The organism is Falsihalocynthiibacter sp. S25ZX9, assembly GCF_041205405.1.
GTDB lineage: Bacteria > Pseudomonadota > Alphaproteobacteria > Rhodobacterales > Rhodobacteraceae > Falsihalocynthiibacter > Falsihalocynthiibacter arcticus.
On sequence record NZ_JBGFCD010000006.1, the window covers coordinates 123,428 to 144,097 of the forward strand.

Annotated in this window: 17 protein-coding genes; 13 read left to right on the top strand and 4 right to left on the bottom strand. The window is 52.9% G+C overall.

From position 1 onward, the window contains the following. Positions 1–11: 11 nt before the first annotated feature. A complete protein-coding gene (gene ahcY, locus AB9F29_RS08875) occupies positions 12–1,406 on the bottom strand; it encodes an adenosylhomocysteinase (protein WP_335583952.1) in 1,395 nt (464 codons plus the stop codon). Positions 1,407–1,583: 177 nt separating this feature from the next. Here ahcY and AB9F29_RS08880 point away from each other — a divergent pair, with 177 nt between their 5' ends. Next, positions 1,584–2,177 (top strand): HD family hydrolase, encoded by a 594-nt coding sequence (locus tag AB9F29_RS08880; protein WP_335583951.1) that lies wholly within the window; start codon positions 1,584–1,586, stop codon positions 2,175–2,177. 3 nt (positions 2,178–2,180) lie between these two features. On the opposite strand, the gene AB9F29_RS08885 is transcribed toward AB9F29_RS08880, so the two are convergent. Continuing rightward, positions 2,181–2,735, bottom strand: coding sequence for an ActR/PrrA/RegA family redox response regulator transcription factor (locus AB9F29_RS08885; protein WP_369755375.1), 555 nt, complete (start codon positions 2,733–2,735; stop codon positions 2,181–2,183). An 88-nt stretch (positions 2,736–2,823) separates the two neighbouring features. Next, positions 2,824–3,441 carry an SCO family protein gene (locus AB9F29_RS08890; RefSeq protein WP_369755376.1) on the bottom strand — a complete coding sequence of 206 codons (618 nt, stop codon included), beginning with the start codon at positions 3,439–3,441 and terminating at the stop codon, positions 2,824–2,826. Positions 3,442–3,528: 87 nt separating this feature from the next. Between AB9F29_RS08890 and regB the strand changes: the two genes are divergently transcribed. The 8 genes from regB to trxA all read left to right on the top strand — a co-directional run bounded on the left by regB (position 3,529) and on the right by trxA (position 15,528). Beyond that, entirely contained in the window at positions 3,529–4,929 is a 1,401-nt protein-coding gene (regB, locus tag AB9F29_RS08895; RefSeq protein ID WP_335583949.1) for a sensor histidine kinase RegB, read from the top strand. Positions 4,930–5,164: 235 nt separating this feature from the next. Next, the gene (locus AB9F29_RS08900) at positions 5,165–6,682 is read left to right on the top strand and encodes a PAS-domain containing protein (RefSeq protein WP_369755377.1); all 1,518 of its coding nucleotides are present in this window, start codon (positions 5,165–5,167) and stop codon (positions 6,680–6,682) included. Positions 6,683–6,722: 40 nt separating this feature from the next. After that, entirely contained in the window at positions 6,723–7,193 is a 471-nt protein-coding gene (gene tsaE, locus AB9F29_RS08905) for a tRNA (adenosine(37)-N6)-threonylcarbamoyltransferase complex ATPase subunit type 1 TsaE (protein WP_335583947.1), read from the top strand. After that, positions 7,186–8,175: an aminoglycoside phosphotransferase family protein gene (locus AB9F29_RS08910; RefSeq protein ID WP_369755378.1), complete on the top strand. Its 990-nt coding sequence runs from the start codon at positions 7,186–7,188 to the stop codon at positions 8,173–8,175. Before tsaE ends, AB9F29_RS08910 begins: the two co-directional genes overlap by 8 nt. Then, a complete protein-coding gene (locus AB9F29_RS08915; protein ID WP_369755379.1) occupies positions 8,168–8,851 on the top strand; it encodes a nucleotidyltransferase family protein in 684 nt (227 codons plus the stop codon). Before AB9F29_RS08910 ends, AB9F29_RS08915 begins: the two co-directional genes overlap by 8 nt. After that, on the top strand, positions 8,844–11,765 hold the full coding sequence (gene addB, locus AB9F29_RS08920; RefSeq protein ID WP_369755380.1) for a double-strand break repair protein AddB: 2,922 nt from the start codon (positions 8,844–8,846) through the stop codon (positions 11,763–11,765). Before AB9F29_RS08915 ends, addB begins: the two co-directional genes overlap by 8 nt. Next, positions 11,762–15,148 carry a double-strand break repair helicase AddA gene (gene addA, locus AB9F29_RS08925; RefSeq protein WP_369755381.1) on the top strand — a complete coding sequence of 1,129 codons (3,387 nt, stop codon included), beginning with the start codon at positions 11,762–11,764 and terminating at the stop codon, positions 15,146–15,148. The genes addB and addA overlap by 4 nt, the downstream gene beginning before the upstream one ends. A 59-nt stretch (positions 15,149–15,207) precedes the next feature. Next, entirely contained in the window at positions 15,208–15,528 is a 321-nt protein-coding gene (gene trxA / locus AB9F29_RS08930) for a thioredoxin (RefSeq protein WP_039002893.1), read from the top strand. 53 nt (positions 15,529–15,581) lie between these two features. Here the strand turns inward: trxA and AB9F29_RS08935 are convergent, their stop codons facing one another. After that, positions 15,582–16,415, bottom strand: coding sequence for a hypothetical protein (locus tag AB9F29_RS08935; protein ID WP_369755382.1), 834 nt, complete (start codon positions 16,413–16,415; stop codon positions 15,582–15,584). 174 nt (positions 16,416–16,589) lie between these two features. On the opposite strand from AB9F29_RS08935, the gene hslV reads away from it, so the two are divergent. Genes hslV through AB9F29_RS08955 form a run of 4 tightly spaced genes read left to right on the top strand, consistent with a single transcriptional unit; the run spans position 16,590 to position 20,648 of the window. Beyond that, complete coding sequence (hslV, locus tag AB9F29_RS08940) at positions 16,590–17,150, top strand: ATP-dependent protease subunit HslV (protein WP_039002891.1); 561 nt, start codon at positions 16,590–16,592, stop codon at positions 17,148–17,150. Next, positions 17,151–18,227, top strand: coding sequence for a hypothetical protein (locus AB9F29_RS08945; RefSeq protein ID WP_369755383.1), 1,077 nt, complete (start codon positions 17,151–17,153; stop codon positions 18,225–18,227). After that, positions 18,224–19,531 carry an ATP-dependent protease ATPase subunit HslU gene (gene hslU, locus AB9F29_RS08950; protein ID WP_369755384.1) on the top strand — a complete coding sequence of 436 codons (1,308 nt, stop codon included), beginning with the start codon at positions 18,224–18,226 and terminating at the stop codon, positions 19,529–19,531. Before AB9F29_RS08945 ends, hslU begins: the two co-directional genes overlap by 4 nt. 19 nt (positions 19,532–19,550) lie before the next feature. Continuing rightward, entirely contained in the window at positions 19,551–20,648 is a 1,098-nt protein-coding gene (locus tag AB9F29_RS08955) for an alpha/beta hydrolase (protein WP_369755385.1), read from the top strand. The last annotated feature ends 22 nt before the right edge of the window (positions 20,649–20,670 follow it).

Here is a 20,670-nt window from a genome sequence, read left to right on the forward strand (position 1 = left end):
CGACAGCTGTTTTAGTAGCGGTAATGCTCGGGTTTGAACGGCCCATCAACGCTGACACCAATATAGGCTGCCTGCTCCGGAGCCAATTTCGACAGTTTCACACCGATGCGGTCAAGGTGAAGACGCGCAACTTTCTCGTCCAGATGTTTCGGCAGAATATACACGTCGTTTTTATAGTCGTCGCCCTTCGTCCAAAGCTCGATTTGCGCCAGAACTTGGTTAGTGAAACTTGCGGACATCACAAAGGAAGGGTGACCCGTCGCGTTTCCAAGGTTAAGCAAACGTCCCTCGGAAAGAAGGATCAAACGCGCGCCAGACGGCATTTCGATCATATCCACTTGGTCTTTGATATTGGTCCATTTGTGGTTTTTGAGCGCCGCAACTTGGATTTCATTGTCAAAGTGGCCGATGTTGCCAACGATCGCCATGTCTTTCATTTCACGCATGTGCTCGATGCGGATAATGTCTTTGTTGCCTGTTGTGGTCACAAAAATATCGGCCGTCGAAACGACATCTTCGAGAAGGACAACTTCATAGCCATCCATCGCCGCTTGCAACGCACAAATAGGGTCGATTTCAGTAACTTTGACGCGTGCGCCCGCGCCCGAAAGGGAAGCTGAACAGCCTTTGCCAACGTCGCCATAGCCACAAACAACCGCCACTTTGCCGGCCATCATTGTGTCTGTTGCGCGGCGAATACCGTCAACGAGGCTCTCTTTACAGCCGTATTTGTTGTCGAATTTCGACTTGGTGACGGAGTCATTCACGTTAATCGCGGGGAACGGCAAGTGGCCAGTTTTCACCAAGTCATAGAGGCGGTGAACGCCGGTTGTTGTTTCCTCGGAAACACCTTGGATCGCATCACGTTGCTTTGTGAACCAACCGGGCGAAGCGGCAAGACGTTTTCTGATTTGTGCGAAAAATGCCACTTCTTCGTCGCTTGTTGGGACATCGAGAAGGTTGGTTTCGCCAGCTTCGACGCGCGCACCCAGAAGGATGTACATGGTTGCGTCGCCGCCATCGTCGAGAATGAGGTTACATGTGCCGCCGTCAAAATCAAAAATTTTGTCCGCGTAATCCCAATATTCTTCCAGCGTTTCGCCTTTGATTGCGAAAACGGGTGTACCACCAGCGGCGATCGCTGCGGCAGCGTGGTCTTGAGTTGAGAAAATATTGCACGACGCCCAGCGCACATCGGCACCCAAGGCCACCAAAGTTTCGATCAAAACCGCTGTTTGGATCGTCATGTGAAGCGAACCGGCAATGCGCGCGCCTTTGAGCGGTTTGCTCTCGCCATACTCAGTGCGCAGCGCCATCAAGCCAGGCATTTCGGTTTCTGCGATGTCCAATTCCTTGCGGCCATATTCTGCAAGGGCAATGTCTTTGATGATATAGTCGTTCGCCATGGGGCTGATTCCTCATAAATTTAGTTGAACGCCAGATACCACCACAATCGCGTCTAAGCAACAGAGGCCCAACAAACCCGCGTGATCCAGCACGGCTCAAAACCGAGCATCTTTACTTTTGGCAGGTCGGGGTCTAGCCATAACAAGATTGAGCGCGTGTAAAACAGAGGCAAAACAATGGCAAATCAACCCCGCGCGTGGCAACGCATGCTTTCTGGTCGTCGGCTGGACTTGCTCGACCCAACGCCGATGGATATCGAAATCATTGATATTGCGCATGGCCTTGCGTTTGTTGCACGTTGGAATGGTCAAACCAAAGGCGATTTCGCTTATTCTGTGGCGGAACACTCCCTGCTGGTCGAACGTTTGTTTTGCCGCATTGTGCCAAACGCTCCTGCAAGATGGAAGCTGGCCGCGCTTTTGCATGACGCGCCAGAGTACGTCATTGGCGATATGATTTCCCCCGTAAAATCCGCGGTTGGAACGGGTTACGAAGCCTTGGACACGCGACTTACTGCGGCGATTCATCTTCGGTTTGGCCTGCCCGCGTCGATCCCTGTATCGGTTAAGAAACAGATTAAAAAAGCAGATAAAATCTCGGCCTGGATGGAAGCGACCCAGATTGCTGGCTTCTCAGAACGCGAGGCAGACAAACTCTTTGGCAAACCAGACGCCGCAGTTTTAGAAGGGCTAGCGATTGAATTGCGTTCACCGCTCCTCGCACGCAATGATTTCACCGCGCGTCACGAAGAGCTTCTTGCCGAAATATAGAGCCTAACGCGGCGATCTTTTCGCCAAAATGCGTTGAAGTGTGCGCCGGTGCATACTCAAGCGCCGCGCGGTTTCACTCACATTTCGGTCACATAATTCATATACGCGCTGGATATGCTCCCAACGCACCCGATCTGCGGACATCGGATTATCAGGCGGCGGGGGAAGCGCATCTTTTTTAGCTAACAAAGCGCCAAGAATGTCATTGGCATCGGCGGGCTTTGACAAATAATCCGTCGCCCCGATTTTAACCGCAGCAACGGCCGTCGCAATGGCGCCGTACCCCGTTAAAACAACGATCTTCGCATCTGGCCGCTTTTCGCGTAGCAATTCGACAACGTCGAGGCCGTTGCCATCTTCAAGGCGCAGATCAATCACCGCATAGGCGGGTGGCCGCGCCGTGGCGATCGCGCGCCCAGCGGCCACTGAACCAGCCATTTCAACCACAAACCCGCGTTTTTCCATTGCGCGCGCAAGACGACGCAAAAACGGTTCGTCGTCATCAAGGAGCATGAGAGATTTGTCTTCGCCGATGTCCTGCAATTCACGATCTTTCATTTAAGCGCCCTAATTTTATCTCTGCCCCCCTGTTCTATGCAGAACCGCAAGGCAGGTCAAATATCGTTAAACCTGAATGGATGGAAAATCAGGAGTTTTCGACAAAACACGCGACTCGATTGGCCATATCCTCTGGTGTATCATCGCGGTTGAAATACTCCACGACCCCGTGTTCGGGCAGATAGAGATAGGTGAAGGTCGAGTGATCGACGAGATAATATTCGTCATCGCCCTCGTTCTTTTTGTAATAGGTTTTATAGGCCCGCGACGCCGCTTTTACGTCCTCTTCGGTCCCTGTGAGGCCAATCATACGATCATGCATCACGTCGGTATATTCGGCCAAAACCTCTGGCGTGTCGCGCGCGGGATCAATTGAAATAAAGATCGGAGTGGTCTCGATACCAACTTCATCCAGCAAATCCACCGCTGCCGCATTGCGCGCAGAATCCAGCGGACATACGTCGGGACAGAACGTATAGCCGAAGTAGATAATCGACGGTTTGGTCAAAACGTCAGTGTCGGAAACGCGGGTGCCCGTTTCGTCAATAAGCGAGAACGGCCCGCCAATGGAGGACGTACCACCGGCAATTTTGTTCACACTGCATTGCTCAAACTCGGATTCGCCCGAACTCATTTTCAGATAGGCGGTTGAGCCCAGTAAAATAGCGGCAACACCAACTGCAGCAAATGCAAAAATCCGACCCATCGTTCAATCCTTTTTGGTTTCGCCGCTTGATCGCTGTGTTTACCATGACAATCAACTGTGCAACTTGCCGCACAACATGGGGTGCCAATGATCGAAACACAATCGCTCTTCATCAATCAATCCGCGCGCAGCGATTGGATTCGGCTGCGCACGCTGATTGTCCTGCGCTGGGTTGCGATTGCGGGGCAAATAATTGCAATTTCGGTTGCACGGAGCCAGTTCGACATCCAGCTCGATTTGGGCCTTTGTTACTTAGTGATTGCAGCCTCGGTTATCGCAAATTTAATTGCGATTTTCGTCTACCCAGAGAACAAACGCCTCAGCGAGGGGCAAGCCGTCTTGATGTTGCTCTTCGATATTTCGCAACTCATGCTACTGATTTATTTAACCGGTGGGCTGCACAATCCCTTCGCGCTTCTAATTCTCGTTCCAGTCACAATTTCGGCAACGGTTTTAACCCTCCACTCCACAATTCTTCTGGGCACGGTTGCTTTGTGCCTCACTACCCTTGTCGCTCTGCGGAGCACCCCCCTTCAAAACAGCGCGGGTCGCATTTTTCAGGCCGATCCCTTCCTTCTGTTTGGGTTTTGGCTGTCTATCGTCATCGGCACAGTATTTCTCGCCATGTATGCGCGGCGGGTGACCAGCGAGATTCACTCCATGTCCGAAGCACTTTTGGCGACGCAAATGGCACTGGCTCGCGAGCAGAAATTGACTGATCTCGGGGGGGTTGTGGCTGCAGCAGCGCACGAATTGGGCACCCCTCTCGCGACAATAAAACTCGCGGCCTCCGAGATGCTAGACGACCTTGAGGACGGCTCTGACCTTATGGCCGACGCCTTGCTCATCGGCGAGCAAACAGACCGATGCCGCGAGATTTTGCGTTCCATGGGGCGGGCAGGAAAAGACGACCTCCATATGCGTACTGCGCCATTTGAGGCCGTGGTGCGCGAAGCGGCAGAGCCTCACACGAAACGCGGTCGTGACATTCATTTCAACATCGGCCCTGCCCCAAGTGGTCTGCGCGAACACCCCGAAATTCATCGAAGTCCAGAGATTATTCACGGCTTGAGGAACCTCGTTCAGAATGCGGTGGATTTTTCACAGGCAAATGTTTGGATTGATCTCGCATGGACGAACAACCGCATCCAAATTCGAATTGCGGACGATGGACCCGGTTTTCCGCCGCATTTGATTGGCCGTATTGGGGAGCCTTTTGTCAGACGCCGCGATGCAGGGGTGAAACCGCGCCGCCCGGGTTATGAGGGGATGGGACTCGGACTCTTTATAGCGAAAACACTTCTTGAGCGCACGGGGGCCGAACTAATTTTTGCCAACGGATCGGACCCCTTTTTAACCGAGCAAGAGCGGCCTCTTAAGTGTGGTGCCGTGATCCAAGTTGTCTGGCCTCTCGATGTTCTTGTTGCGTCTGCGGAGGCAACGCGTGGGCGTCTTGGTGAAAACAGTCTTTTTGTACCAAAAGCATAGCCATAGACTCCTTTTTTAAGAAACCTTAATAAGGCGTTAACCTTTCCGGAGCGAATATCCTCCCGTACCCATCAAATGGAATGATTCCTTGTCTGTGCTCTCTTCAGAAACCCTTTTAATGGTGGCGCTCTCTTCATTTTTCGCCGCGGCATGTGGTGTATTCGGTGTGGGTTACTTTTCCGGTCGTGGAAACAAACAATCACATCGGGCACTCCTTCAGGGGGCGGAAAACTCCTTGGTTTTTCTCTTCGACGACGAAAAATTGGTCGATGCCACGTCACGCGCCCGCGCCTTGTTAAATTCCCGCCCGCAAGGGTCATCAGAATGGCGCCAATTTTGCGTTCTCGCCCAGACCCGCTTCCCGGATTTGCCCCTCGAAATGGCAGAGCTGGCGAGTGAGGGTTCCCTCACAATCCAAGCGAGCGATCCCGCCGACTTTGCCGAAATCCGAGCTGAATGGTGGAACGGTGTGGCCCGAATTGAGCTGGTCGAAGACGCAACCGCCAGCACTGAAACGGTAGTTGACCCTCACAGTATGAATGCCATGAAGCGAGAGTTGGAGACTTTGCGTAAGACGGCCGAGATGTCCCCGTATTACGTCTGGCAGCAGACAGTCGACGGCGTGATTACATGGGCTAATTCGAGTTACTTCACCCTGTCGCAAGAATTTGATGGCAGTGCAGAGATGCCCGTTCAAACCTGGCCGCCCTCGCGACTTTTCCAATCTGTTTCGCTCGCCCAAGGCTCGCCTGAAGGACGGGCGCATCGTGTTTCAGTGAAATTCCCCGAAGAGACCAATGGTCGTTGGTATGAAGTTTTCAGCACAACTATTGGCGACGAGTCATTGCATTTTGCTACAAGTGCCGACGGGGTTGTTCGCGCCGAAACCGCTTTGCGGGATTTCGTTCAAACGCTGACAAAAACGTTTGCTCACCTCCCGACCGGATTGGCCATTTTCGATAAAAAACGTCAACTCGCGCTCTTTAACCCTGCCCTCACCGACCTCACGGGCCTTCAGCCTATGTTTTTATCCCTTCGTCCAACGCTGGTTAGTTTTTTGGATAAATTACGCGAAGGGCAAGTGATCCCCGAACCTAAGAACTACAAAGGCTGGCGCGCTCAAATTTCCGCACTTGAGGCCGCAGCAGTCGATGGCACCTACTCTGAGACTTGGACGCTCCCGTCGGGCCAAACATATCGCGTAACGGGCCGCCCTCATCCGGATGGGGCTGTCGCGTTTCTTTTTGAGGATATTTCCGCAGAAGTGTCTCTCACACGGCGGTTTAGGCGTGAACTCGAGATCGGACAGGCCGTTCTCGACAGCTTCCGCGAGGCGATTGCAGTTTTTGCATCTGACGGAATGCTCACGATGTCAAACTCTACCTATACATCCCTTTGGGGTGTCGACCCAGGAACCACTCTCGGCGAAATGAGTGTGGTTGACGCAATGGCGCACTGGCGCGCCAAATGTGAGGACAGCCCATTGTGGTCGTCCATTCAAAGCTACATCGCAACAAATGGATCTCGCGAAGAAAAGAGCTTCAAACTTCGCTTGTTGGAAGGCGGTAATTTGACTTGCCGACTTGCCCCAGTCGCTGGTGGAGGAACCCTTATCGCATTTGCGGTAATAAGCAGCCCTGCACTTACCCCTTTGGAACCCATCGAACCCAAAGCTCTCGACACGGAGGAGGTCCCACACGCGGATAGAGCTTCAAAACCAAAGGAGCCACTTCTTTTCAAAATCGAAGCATGATCTCCCTTGCGGTTGGATGTGGCTGCGTTAAATTCGCTACATGTTACCGTTTTCACATCAAATTTCACTTTCCTCTCCTGAGGAGACAGAAGCGCTCGCCAACCGTCTAGCGCCGCATCTTACGTCTGGGGACACAATTCTTCTTGAAGGGCCTATCGGGTCCGGGAAAAGCCTATTCAGTCGATCCCTCATTCTGTCAATTCTAACCCATCCCGAAGACATTCCCTCGCCAACCTTTACACTTGTTCAGGTTTATGATGGGCCTAAGTTTCAGATCTGGCACTGTGATTTGTATCGCCTAGCCCATCCCGACGAGGCATGGGAACTTGGTCTAGAAGAGGCATTCGACGCCTCGCTTTGTTTGATAGAATGGCCAGATAGGCTCGCGGGGCAAGAACCCAAAGACGCCCTGCACATCACTTTTGTTCCCGAAAACGATGAAGTTCGTCTTCTGAAATTTCAATCTCATTCGGCGCGTTGGAACATTTTGACAGAGGTTTTGAATGCCTGATCGCTTTGCACAACTCCTCTTTAGCCCAAGTGGTGTGACCGTAACGCCTCTCGCGGGTGATGCATCCGGTCGCAGATATGCGCGCTGGCGCCACCCTGCATTTGGCAGCATGATCCACATGGACGCCCGCAATGATCGTCCTGACGGCGTTGCGGACTTTATCAAAATTGATATTCACTTGCGAAGCCTCGGCCTCTCTGCACCAGTTATTTTGGCGCAATCTGAGGAAGAGTTACTCCTTGAAGACCTCGGCGACGAGCTCTTTGCCAATATTTTATTGCAAAAGCCAAAGATGGAGACCGACCTTTACATTGGCGCTGCAAACCTTCTCCTCGAAATTCAGACAGCGCCGACGCCAAAAAATCTACCAACGCTTGATCCAGCAACCATGGCAAGGGCCATTGCTCCGGCTTTTGATGCCTATCTCTTGGGCGCAACCGGAAAGGAAAATCCGAGTGCTCAAAGCGCGATATCCCTCGAATTGGAGCGCGTATTGGTTAGGTCTAATTCAAAAGAACCCAAGCTTTTGTTGCGTGATTTCCACGCAGAAAACCTGCTCTGGCTTCCAGATCGCTTTGGTGTTGCCCGCGTTGGTGTTTTGGATTTTCAGGACGCACACGTGGGACACTCGTGCTATGATCTCGCATCATTGTTGGAAGACGCGCGCCGCGATGTTAGCGAGACGACTCGCAAATTCGTTCTCGACCACTTTCTCGACCATTCAAAGCTTGATCCAGATATTTTCCTTGAGGGATTTTGTGCTCAAGCCGCGCAAAGGAACCTTCGTATTTTGGGTGTTCTGGCGCATCTGTCACTTAACAAAGGAAAGCGGCGATATCTAGAGTTTTTACCCCGTGTCTGGGGCCATTTGATGCGTGATCTAGAGCACCCTAACCTTACCAATTTGAAGGCGATCCTCATGGATACCTTGCCGCCGCCATCGCCCGAGGTGCTTTGCCGTCTGGAGGGTCCAGATGCCTAAATCGATCATGATTTTCACGGCTGGCAAGGGCACACGCATGTTGCCCCTTTCCGAAACCCTTCCAAAACCGATGATTTTGGTGAACGGCAAACCACTCGCCGACTATGCTTTTGCACTCGCGCAGGATGAAAACCTTCAAACCGTGATGAACCTTCATTACCTTCCAGACAGTATCGTCCAACATTTCGGACCAAAAGGCGTTCAGTTCTCGAACGAAAAATCCCAACTTCTTGAGACAGGTGGGGGCCTGCGCAAAGCCCTTCCAATTTTACAGAACGCCCCCGTTTTTACCCTTAATTCTGACGCCATTTGGTCCGGCCCCAACCCGCTGACCCTGTTGCGAAAGGCTTGGAATCCTACCCAAATGGACGCGTTATTGATGCTCGTTCCCTTAACTCAATCCTTTGGGCACCACGGAAGTGGAGATTTTTCGTCCGATCAAAATGGGCACCTAACGCGCGGTGGCCCCCTCCTTTATACGGGCGCACAGATCATCAAAACCGACCGCCTTGCGGAAATTTCAGAAACCGCATTTTCACTAAACCTATATTGGAATCTTCTCATGCAAAGCGGCCGCGTTTTTGGCGTTACTTATTCAGGGAAATGGTGTGACGTCGGGCAACCCTCGAGTGTGCCTATCGCCGAATCTCTCCTGAAACGTGCCCACGATGTTTAAGCCGAACATCTATGGCATCGCCCCTGGATGTGATTTCCCGGCGGTACTGGTTCATGGCCTTCTGGACCGATATCGCGACAAGCCTCCAGAAGAACTGGCGCGCGTCCAGTTAGTCGTCAATACCGAGCGGATGAAGCGGCGGGTTGTCAGCCTTTTTGCTGCTCAAGGTGCAATTCTATGTCCAAAAATCGGCCTCGTTACGGACCTCGCGTTTGGGGCCGCGGCGGGTATAGAAAAGGCGGTTTCGCCCCTGAGAAGGCGGCTCGAACTCACCCAACTCATCGCCCAACTCCTTGATCAGCAACCAGACCTTGCCGCGCGCGATGCTCTCTATGACCTCGCCGACAGTTTGGCGACTTTGATGGATGAAATGCATGGCGAAGGCGTGGAACCCTGCCGCATTTCGTCCCTTGATGTGTCTGATCAATCGGGACATTGGGCGCGTTCCCTTGAATTTATTGGTATCGTTGACCGGTATTTCGACAACACCACCGAACCACTGGACAAAGAAGCGCGCCAACGCCTCGTTATCGAAGCGCTTATTTCTTCATGGCAAGATAATCCGCCCAAAAACCCAATTATTCTTGCGGGTTCAACGGGATCGCGCGGGGCAACCCATAAGTTAATGCGCGCGATTGCAGAGCTTCCCAACGGGGCGGTTGTGCTTCCGGGGTTTGATTTTGACATGCCCGCCGAGGTTTGGTCCGGGCTCGATGACGCCCTAACAGCCGAGGATCATCCGCAATATCGGTTCCACCATTTGTTGCAGTCGTTTGAAGTGACCAGCGACAGTGTTTCACAGTGGAGCCTAACACCTGCTCCAAGCCCAGAACGCAATGCACTCATTTCGCTGGCTCTGCGTCCCGCCCCCGTAACCGACCAGTGGATGTCCGAAGGCAAACATCTACCAAGCCTCGCGTCAGCCTGCGAAAACGTCACTTTGGTCGAAGCCTCCTCGTCCCGCGAGGAGGCGGGAGCTATTGCGCTTAGGTTACGAGAAGCTGTTGAGAAGGGCCAGAAAGCGGCTCTAATAACGCCTGATCGTGTGTTGACGCGACAAGTGACCGCCGCCCTTTCGCAGTGGAAAATTGAACCCGACGATAGCGCGGGCACGCCACTTGCTCTTTCCGCTCCCGGTCGGTTTTTACGCCATATTTCCGCACTAATGGGGCAGCAATTGACATCAGAGGCTCTCCTCACCTTGCTAAAACACCCGCTGACAAACACGGGAAGTGGGCAACGGGGCGCGCACCTCAAATTGACACGCGAGTTGGAACTCAAGCTGCGCAGATTTGGCCCGCCCCACCCGCACTCGGATGACCTTCAACTGTGGGCCTCCACGCTGAAGGGCGACGAAAACGCGAACCTCTGGGTCGAGTGGATCATAGGATGTTTATTTGAACTTTCGACCGTTGGGACGCGGAGTCTTTCGGAGCAGTTAGATTTTCATTTGGCTATCGCCGAAAGGCTCGCAAACGGCCCCGCCCCACAGCATCAAAGCCAGTTGTGGTTGAAAAAAGCTGGTGAAAGCGCGCTCCAAACCGTTGAAGCATTGAAGTCTGAAGCGGGCTATGGCGGCGATTTTGCGCCCAGAGATTATGTCGACCTCTTTCGGTCCGTGCTAGACAAAGAAGTTGTGCGCGACCCGATTCAACCTCATCCAAACATTATGATCTGGGGAACACTTGAGGCCCGCGTTCAGGGCGCAGATCTGGTTATTCTTGCAGGTTTGAACGAAGGCGTGTGGCCGGAATCACCAAAACCCGATCCGTGGTTGAACCGAAAAATGCGTGCCGATGCGGGTCTATTGTTGCCCGAACGGCGGATCGGGCTCTCAGCGCACGATTTCCAACAGGCCGTTTGTGCACCAGAAGTCTGGATTACACGCTCTATTCGCAGTTCGGAAAGTGAAACGGTTCCGTCGCGCTGGGTGAATAGACTCGTGAACCTTTTGGACGGTTTGCCAAAAACTGGTGGCAAAGAAGCCCTTGATCAAATGCGACGTCGTGGGAATACCTATTTGGCCCTCTTCAAAGCACTTGAGACACCAGAAAAACGGATTGAAAGCGCTAAGCGGCCCTGCCCGCAACCACCAGTCCATGCGCGGCCCAAAAAGCTTTCCGTAACCCAGATCAAGACACTTATTCGCGACCCCTATGCCGTTTACGCGCGCCATGTGTTGCGACTCAAACCGCTGGATCCCCTGCGACAAGTTGCGAGTGCGCCACTGCGCGGAACGGTTCTGCATAGTATTTTCGAGGCAGTTGTGCGCGACATCCCCCTATCGAAACTCAATACCGCCTCCCTTATGGCGGTGGCCGACACAATCCTAGAAGCTGAGGTTCCTTGGCCCGCCGCGCAACGTATATGGCGGGGAAAATTGGGACGCTTGGCCGAGTGGTTTGTCGCAACGGAGCACGATAGGCAAAGCAAAGCCGCGCCAACTTATTTTGAGAAACGGGGCGAAATCAGGCTGGATAGACTAGATTTCACTCTTTCTGGAATCGCTGATCGCATCGATGTTGCTCCCGATGGGCGCGCTGTGATCTACGACTATAAAACGACGCCGCCCACTGCAAAAGTGGAACATCTCTTCGACAAACAGCTCTTGCTTGAGGCGACAATGCTTGAACGCGGTGCCTTCCTTGGCGTTGCGGAAAACAGTGTTCAACGCGCGAGTTACATTGGCATCGGCTCATCCCCTGAAGAACGCGACGCGAAACTCGAGGAAACTTCTACGACCGACATTTGGGCGGAGCTGCACACATTGATTGAAACCTATTTCGCACCCGACCAAGGTTATACCTCGCGTCGCGCTACGAGTGTTGTGGCCCACTATGGCGATTACGACCACCTTGCACGTTTTGGCGAGTGGGAAGAAAGCGACGCCCCCAACCGTGAGGTGGTATCATGATGCGCCGTGATCAAGCCTCAGAACGCCAAGTCCAAGCGGCCAGCCCCAAAGATTCAACGTGGCTCTCGGCGAACGCAGGCTCTGGCAAAACCCGCGTTTTAACGGATCGCGTTGCGCGCTTATTGCTCGATAAAGTACTTCCCCAACACATTCTGTGCCTGACCTATACCAAGGCCGCTGCCAGCGAAATGCAGAACCGATTGTTTGCCCGTTTGGGCAGTTGGGCCATGTTAGAGACGGAGGAGCTAAAGGCCGACCTCAAGAAACTTGGGTTCGAGGGGCAAGTCGGCGACGCTGAACTGAAAGAGGCCCGTCGCCTTTTTGCCCGTGCAATCGAGGCTCCCGGTGGATTGAAAATCCAAACCATCCACTCTTTTTGTGCCTCCTTGCTGCGCCGCTTCCCTCTTGAGGCAGGTGTTTCGCCCCAGTTTGTCGAAATGGATGATCGGGCAGGCAACCTTCTGCGGGAGGAAGTTGTCGATGAAATGGTGCTTACCGGCGACCAATGGGCCGTTGATGGCGTCGCTGCATTACTCACGGATCAAGATTTGACCAAGTTCACTTCTGAAATCTCCAAGTATGCAGCAAGTTTTCCTCCCAATCCGGACGCTAATAGTATCTGGGCGCGATTTGGATTGACCGAAGGGTTTTCGCTGCTCGACCTGGAAAAACGCACGTTTTTGCCGGATGACGGTGCCCTCCTGACGAGTCTTATGCCTTACTTGGAGGCTGGGTCGTCCACGGACCAAAAAGCACATGCACGGCTGTGCGGCCTAGATTTCGCCAATCTTTCTACGGCTGACCTCGCGACGCTTGAAGGTATTTTCTTGACGGGCGCGAGCGCAAAAGAGCCCTTTTCTGCAAAATCCAATGCTTTTCCCACCAAAGCTGTCCAAGCAAAATTCAGTGATAACATGGATCGCTTGAATGACTTCATGATGCGCATCGAGGATGCGCGCGACACCAAAAACAGGCTCTATGCCGCGCGAAAAACCCTCGCACTGCAGGAATTTTCCGCCGCATTTTTACCCCGATATCAGGCAAAGAAACTCTGGAGGGGTTGGTTGGATTTTGACGATCTCATTCTAAAAGCACGCGATCTTTTGACCGATCCCTTAGTCGCGCAATGGGTCTTGTATCGTTTGGACGGCGGAATTGACCACATTTTGGTGGATGAGGCCCAAGACACCAGCCCCGCGCAATGGAGCGTTATTGAAAACCTTGCCCAAGAATTCACCAGCGGTGCAGGCGCGCGTTCAGACCAAACGCGTACAATTTTCGTGGTTGGCGACAAAAAACAGTCAATTTATTCGTTCCAAGGTGCCGATCCGTCCGAATTTGACCGCATGCAAAAGCACTTCGCCGCGCGTTTGACCCAAATTGGCGTGGGCCTCCAGAGTTTGCAATTGGAGCATTCCTTTCGGTCGTCCAGTTCCGTTCTTTCTGTTGTGGACCACAGTTTTTCCGCACGCGAAGGGCATGGAGTTGGTGGCGAAATGACCCATATCGCCTTTAAGGACGCGATGCCGGGCCGCGTAGATCACTGGCCGATCATTGAGAGTGTTTCGGACGAGGATGATCGCCATTGGGCCGACCCCGTTGATCGTCTTTCTCAAAATCACCACAATGTTCAACTCGCGCGGATGATCGCGGGTGAAATTCGCCGGATGATCGATGAAAACGTCACTATTCCGCAAGAAATCGGCAATTCAGGAACCTATGCGCAACGCCCAGTTACCGAGGGCGATTTCCTCATTTTAGTGCAGGGTCGGAGCGGTATTTTTCCGGAAATCATCCAAGCCTGTAAGGCTGAAAAGCTGGCAATTGCGGGGGCGGACAGGTTTCGGATTGGCGCAAGCCTTGCCGTGAAGGACATCACCGCGCTTCTATCCTTCCTTGCCACGTCCGAGGATGACCTCTCGCTCGCCGCGATTTTGCGCTCGCCGCTCTTTGGTTGGAGCGAACAAGATTTGTATGACCTAGCTCAGAAACGGACGCAAAAGTATCTCTGGCGCGCGCTTCAGGAACGTAAAAAGGAATTCCCCGAAACGGTCTCTATCCTCGAAGACCTCCGCGATTCGGCCGATTTTCTCCGCCCCTATGAACTTATTGAACGCTGTTTGACGGATCATAAAGGCCGCATAAACTTGGTTGCCCGCCTTGGGGCAGAAGCCGAGGATGGCATTGATGCCCTTTTAAGTCAGGCGTTGAGTTTTGAGCAGATGGAAATCCCGAGTCTTACGGGTTTCCTCACGTGGCTTCAATCTGAAGAGGTTGAAATCAAACGGCAAATGGACAGCGCAAGCGACCAGATCAGGGTGATGACTGTGCACGGGGCGAAGGGGCTTGAGGCACCAATCGTTATCCTTCCAGACACACATGCACGCGCAAATGTTGTGAAATCTGAGCTTATCCCGCTTGAGGATGGGTTGGTGACGTGGAAAATGCGGGCCACCGAAATGCCGCCTAATATGGCCGATGCCATCGACACGAAGAAAGAACTTCAAGCGCAAGAAAAAATGCGCCTTTTGTATGTGGCGATGACGCGGGCCGAAAAATGGCTCATCACCTGCGGCGCTGGCAAGCTGAACAAAGACGGCCTCGCGTGGCACCAATTGATCGAAGAAGGCATGAAACAGGCGGGAGCGGTGACACATACGTTCCCGTCAGGGATGGGACTTCGATATCAGAGCCTATCTTGGGACGATCTGCCGCAATTGCCATCTAAACAAGCTTCGGAAATGCACTCTCCAATCAAGCCTAACTGGGCAATTACTCCCGCACCCGCGCCCATAAAAAATGTCAAACCGCTCTCGCCATCAGACCTAGGTGGCGCAAAGGCGCTCGCTGGGCCTAGCGGGTTGAGTGAGGAAGAAGCCAAGGAACGGGGCACGTTGATTCACCTCTTGTTGGAGTACCTTCCTGAGATTTCAGAGGATGAGTGGCCCGCACGGGCGGAAATTTTGGTTGGCGAGATGTTTACTGAGCTATTGCCTGAAGCCGCGCAATGCTTGAAACACCCTGATTTGGCGTTTCTATTCTCGGGCAACGCTCTTTCGGAGGTGAATATATTTGCCACCCTACCCGAATTGGCACAGGGCAATTATACGACGGCAGAGATCTCGGGCTCGGTCGACAGACTGGTGATTGATGAAACTGAAATCCACGTGATCGATTTTAAATCCAACGCCGTCGTTCCTGCATCGGCTGATGACGTTCCCGAGGGATTGATGCGCCAAATGGGCGCCTACTGTTCCGCCCTAAGCCAGATTTATCCGAACCACACACTCCGACCCGCGATTTTGTGGACTAAAACCGCAACCCTCATGCCGCTCAGTCACGCGAAGGTGACAGATGCCCTTGCGCGTGTGAACATGCCTTGACGATGCCGCGCCGCGTACCTAGGTTTGAGACCTAACAAATTTCCTCTAGGAGAGAGCCGATGGCTACAGTTGCCGTAACCGACCAAACTTTCGACGCCGAAGTCCGCCAGTCTACAGTCCCCGTTGTTGTGGATTTTTGGGCGGAATGGTGTGGTCCATGTAAACAAATCGGCCCTGCGCTTGAGGAGCTTTCCGCCGAATACGGCGACAAAATCAAAGTCGTTAAAGTAAATGTCGATGAAAACCCACAGTCCCCCGGTCAAATGGGCGTGCGCGGGATTCCGGCATTGTTCCTGTTTAAAAACGGCGAAGTTTTCTCCAACAAAGTTGGCGCTGCCCCTAAAGCAGCATTGAAGAGCTGGATTGACGAAGCCCTTTAAGCCTTCTTGAATTCGAGTATTAATTGGGCGTCCGTTTTGGGCGCCCATTTTCGTTAAAGTTCCCAGCCACTTTTTCGCATCGCGGCCAAAATGCGCGCTTCTGCATTCTCATTTCCCGCGTTGATCGCGGTTTTACGCAGAAACCACAGGAGATAGCTGTCATAACTCTGCGCGGGTTGGTGCACATGTCGAAACGCGGCCTCCAACCCAACGCGACCCACGTTTCCTGCGATGTGGTGAAAATCAATCTGGGCAAACAAAACCGCTGGCTTTTGCAGGAAAAACCCCTTCAGCGCGACCGATGAGTTCTGCGTCACGACGTAGTCACAAGACGCCAGAAGCGTGTCCGATGGCGCGTCGCTTAACCGAAATCGAGCGTGCATACCTTCCAACGCGCGCAAACGCTCCATTTCACTTTCTGAATAGACCTCATTGGGGTGCAGGCTGGCGATCACTGGGCGCGTAGCATCGGTGGCGAGTGTTTGTTCAATCATCTCAAGCGGCGAGCAGGATTGAAAGCTTCGGTGTTTCGAAATTTTACCCTGCAATGGCATGAAAATATGCCCCTCACGGGTGACAGGCTGATCGCCAAAATGCCGCTTTCGCATGGCGTTTGCGAACATTTTAACCATGTTGGGCTCTTGTTTCTCGGCGGGGTAAGGCATGCCTGCGACCCGAAAATTCCACCGCTCAGCGACCTTCTCGATGCGCCAAAATGGATAAAAATACGCCCGCCGAAGATTGAGTGCGCGATCATGGAAGGGATCCTCCATGTGAAACAGTGAATACCCTTGAAAATCCTGCGACGCATTTCTATTTTTGGCCGTGTTCAAATGGTAATCGACCGATACCCCAACACTCGACATCGCTGTTTCAATGCGGTTCATGAGATTGTGGGCACCATTTTCAGCGCTTTTTTTAAAGCCCTCTTCGAGGAAGATATGTAGCGTTTTCAAGGAGTCCATGCTGCAGAACTTAGGTCGCCTTCGGAATATTTCCAAGCAAAGAACTTGTGGGATAGCCCCTAGACGGCCATATACCTAGAAACGACGAGGGGTTTTATGTCAGACGATCAATTTCCAGGGTGGCACGGCACCACAATCATCGGTGTGAAAAAAGACGGTAAAGTTGTGATTGCGGGGGACGGACAAGTCAGTCTTGGACCCACAGTTATCAAAGGGACTGCGCGCAAAGTGCGGCGTTTGTCGCCCGGTGGACATGATGTTGTGGCTGGGTTTGCCGGTTCTACGGCGGACGCGTTTACGCTTCTTGAGCGGCTTGAGGCCAAACTCGAAGCAACCCCCGGACAATTGGCGCGTGCTAGTGTGGAGTTGGCAAAGGACTGGCGCACCGACAAATACCTGCAAAAACTCGAAGCGATGCTGATCGTGACGGATGGTACCGATATTTTGGTTATCACGGGCGCGGGCGATGTTTTGGAGCCAGAACATAACGTAGCCGCCATTGGATCAGGTGGAAACTTTGCGCTCGCGGCTGCGCGAGCCTTGATGGATTCTGATCTGGACGCCGAAGCGATTGCGCGCAAGGCGATGTCTATCGCCGCCGATATTTGTGTTTATACCAACGGTAAATTGACCGTTGAAACCATCGAAGCTGTATAAATGGCCGAGTTGACCCTAGATGATGTGCGCGCCGCAGTGGCCGCTGGTGTCCTCAACGAAGTGCAAGCGTCGAAATTGATCACCATGGCCCAATCGCGTCAGGGCGTGCGCGATTTCCTCTCCGGAGAAGACGAGCCGTTCGAGTTTTTTCGCGGCTTCTCTGAAATTTTTGTGACCGTCGGCTTGGGCCTGTTATTCTCGGGCCTGCTGGCGATCACATGGCTAATTGGCGGCGGGGTTTTCGTGCCGATAGTGGGCGTCGTCCTCACGGCACTTTTCGCGATCTACTTCACGAAAAAACGCCGCATGAGCCTGCCAAGTATCGCGTTATCTGCCGGATTTGGCTTGTTTCTGGCCGTCTCGACGGTAACTTTCCTTGGGATTTCGGGAGCAACCACACCAAATGCGAGCCAAGGATTAACGATTGGCCTTGTCGGCATGGTGGGCATGGCTTGGTATTTCTCCTATTTCAAACTCCCGTTTTCGATGTTCGTCCTTGGTGTTTTTGGAATTGTCAGCGTCCTTTCTATTGCAGGAATAGTGTCTGACGACCGGCGCTTCATCTTTGATTTACCCACGTCGCTGTTTGATTTGGGCGCAGGATCGGCCATGGCTTATGGATCGCTAATCTTCGGCCTTCTGGCATTTGCGGGCGGTATTTGGTTTGATCTAAAAGACCCCTATCGCATCAGCCGCTACGCATCTTCAGCCTTTTGGCTGCACATATTGGCCGCCCCTGCCCTTGTGAATGTGATCGCGCTATCGCTTTTTAATCTGGGTGGTACCTTGGGCGCATTGCTCACGGCTCTCGCTCTCGTGCTGGTAACAATCTTGGCTTTGATCATCGACCGACGCTCTTTTTTGACCGCTGGAATTGGGTACATTGCGATCCTTATTTCCATGGCCATTCAAAACTCCTCCGACGGCGATATCTCTATCGTTGCTACTCTGCTCTTGCTTGGTGGCGGCATTACAATTCTCGGCACATGGTGGGTGCAAATCCGCGCAACCCTCATGCAAAAGCTTCCCGATTTTCCCCTTAAAAACCGCTTTCCCCCCTACTCGGAGTCCGTATGACCGACCTTACGCCCCGCGAAATTGTATCCGAACTTGACCGTTTTATCATCGGCCAGAGTGACGCCAAACGCGCCGTTGCCGTGGCGCTTCGCAGCCGCTGGCGCCGCAATCAGTTGTCGGACGATCTGCGCGACGAAGTTTACCCCAAAAACATCCTGATGATTGGGCCAACTGGTGTCGGTAAGACCGAAATTTCCCGCCGTCTGGCAAAACTGGCGAAGGCTCCTTTCATTAAAATTGAGGCCACCAAATTCACTGAAGTTGGATACGTTGGTCGTGACGTGGAGCAAATCATTCGCGACCTCATGGACAGCGCTATTACCCAAACCCGCGATTTCATGCGCGAAGACGTCCGCGCAAAGGCCCGCGAAGCCGCAGAAGAGCGCGTGATCGAAGCCATTGCCGGCACCGATGCGCGCGAACAAACCCGCGAAATGTTTCGCAAGAAACTCCGCTCCGGCGAGTTGGACGGCACCATTATAGAGCTCGAAGTTGCGGACACTTCAAACCCGATGCAAGGCTTCGACATTCCCGGACAACCTGGCGGTGGCGCGTCAATGATGAATCTTGGCGATCTATTCGGGAAGGCCATGGGCGGGCGCACCACCCGTAAGAAACTAACCGTCGCTCAAAGCTTTGAAGTGCTTCTCGGTGAAGAGGCCGACAAACTTCTTGATGATGAAATCGTGGTAAAACGCGCGCTTGAAAGTGTCGAAGAGAACGGCATCGTGTTTTTGGATGAAATTGACAAAGTTTGCGCACGCTCTGACGCGCGGGGCGCTGATGTTTCGCGCGAAGGTGTGCAACGCGATCTCTTGCCCTTGATCGAAGGCACCGTCGTTTCTACAAAACATGGCCCCGTCAGAACCGATCACATTCTGTTTATCGCATCCGGTGCCTTTCACGTGGCCAAACCCAGCGATCTTCTGCCAGAACTTCAGGGACGCCTCCCCATTCGTGTTGAGTTACGAGCCCTAACCGAAGAAGATTTTGTACGTATTCTGACTGAGACCGAAAACGCACTTACACTGCAATACACGGCTCTCATGGCGACCGAAAAAGTCAATGTGACCTTTGCCCCAGAGGGTATCGCTGCGCTTGCAAAAATCGCGGCCGAGGTGAACCGGACCATCGAAAACATCGGGGCCCGCCGACTTTACACTGTTTTGGAACGGGTTTTTGAAGAGCTTTCGTTTACGGCACCCGACCGAGCTGACGAACATATTGTGGTCGACGCCGAATTCGTTGAACAACATCTTGGTGCGCTGGCAAAATCGGCCGATATAAGTCGTTACGTCCTCTAGGACTAATAAGGTTAAAACTATGCGCGTTCTTTTTGCCTTATGGTTGGTCGTTTTGTCTGGTTGTGCAGTTCAAAACGACCTGAGCTACACTGATCGCGCCGATGTGGGGGCCGTTGTGCCGATCTATGTGGGCACCACGCGCAATCCTACCAACGATGGAACTTTCAACAGTTCACTCGCGACCGCCACCAATTACGTGCGCTACGACGTATCCATTCCACCCCTGCATGAGCCTGGAAAAATTGAATGGCCATTGGGTAAGACACCTAATCCCGAAAAGAATTTTGCAGTTACGGCTAAATACACCTACGCGGACGACACTGCGTTCAAGGCATCCCTGCGTAAGCAAATTATAGAAAAATCGCCCGCAAAAAAGCGCGTGTACGTCTATGTACATGGTTTTTACAACACATTTGGCGACGGGCTTTACCGTGCCGCTCAAATTTCAAATGATTTTTCGGTGGATGCTGTTGTTGCGCATTTCGCATGGCCTAGCACCGGAAGTGCTTTTGGATACGCCCATGATCGCGACGCAGTTCTGACGGCGCGCGACAGCTTTCAGGAATTTCTCGAAACTGTAAAAGACGCGGGCGCTTCTGAAATCGTTATTGTAGCGCACTCGCTTGGGGCCGCCCTCACGATGGAAACCTTGCGCAGCATCGCCATTGAGGACGAAGGCGCAGTCACGCGTATGATCAAGGGGGTCGCCTTAATTGCCCCTGACCTCGATGTCGATTTATTCGTAAGTCAGGCGTCGCGCATTGGGAAACTTCCCGATTTCTTTGTGATTTTCACGTCCTCCCGTGACCGCGCCCTGCAACTCTCGGCGCGCGTGTCTGGCGAGACCGCTCGCCTCGGAAATATTCAGGATGTAACGCCAATCGCGCATTTGGAAACAGTTGTTTGGGATATCTCGGCTCTGGATGGAATTCAAAAGAGCAACCACTTGGCAGCCTTCGAAAATCCGGAAGCGCTTGAGTTTATTCAACTCATTCAAGGGCGTGAGGCCGTTCTTTCGGTAAGTGGGAAAACGCTTCCCGGCCCGTTCCCGAGCGTTGCGATTTCAATCAACAACCTAACGCGTATCGTGCTGTCACCCGAGAGCGCTAACAATTAGGGCTTTTCGCTCCGCGATCTTT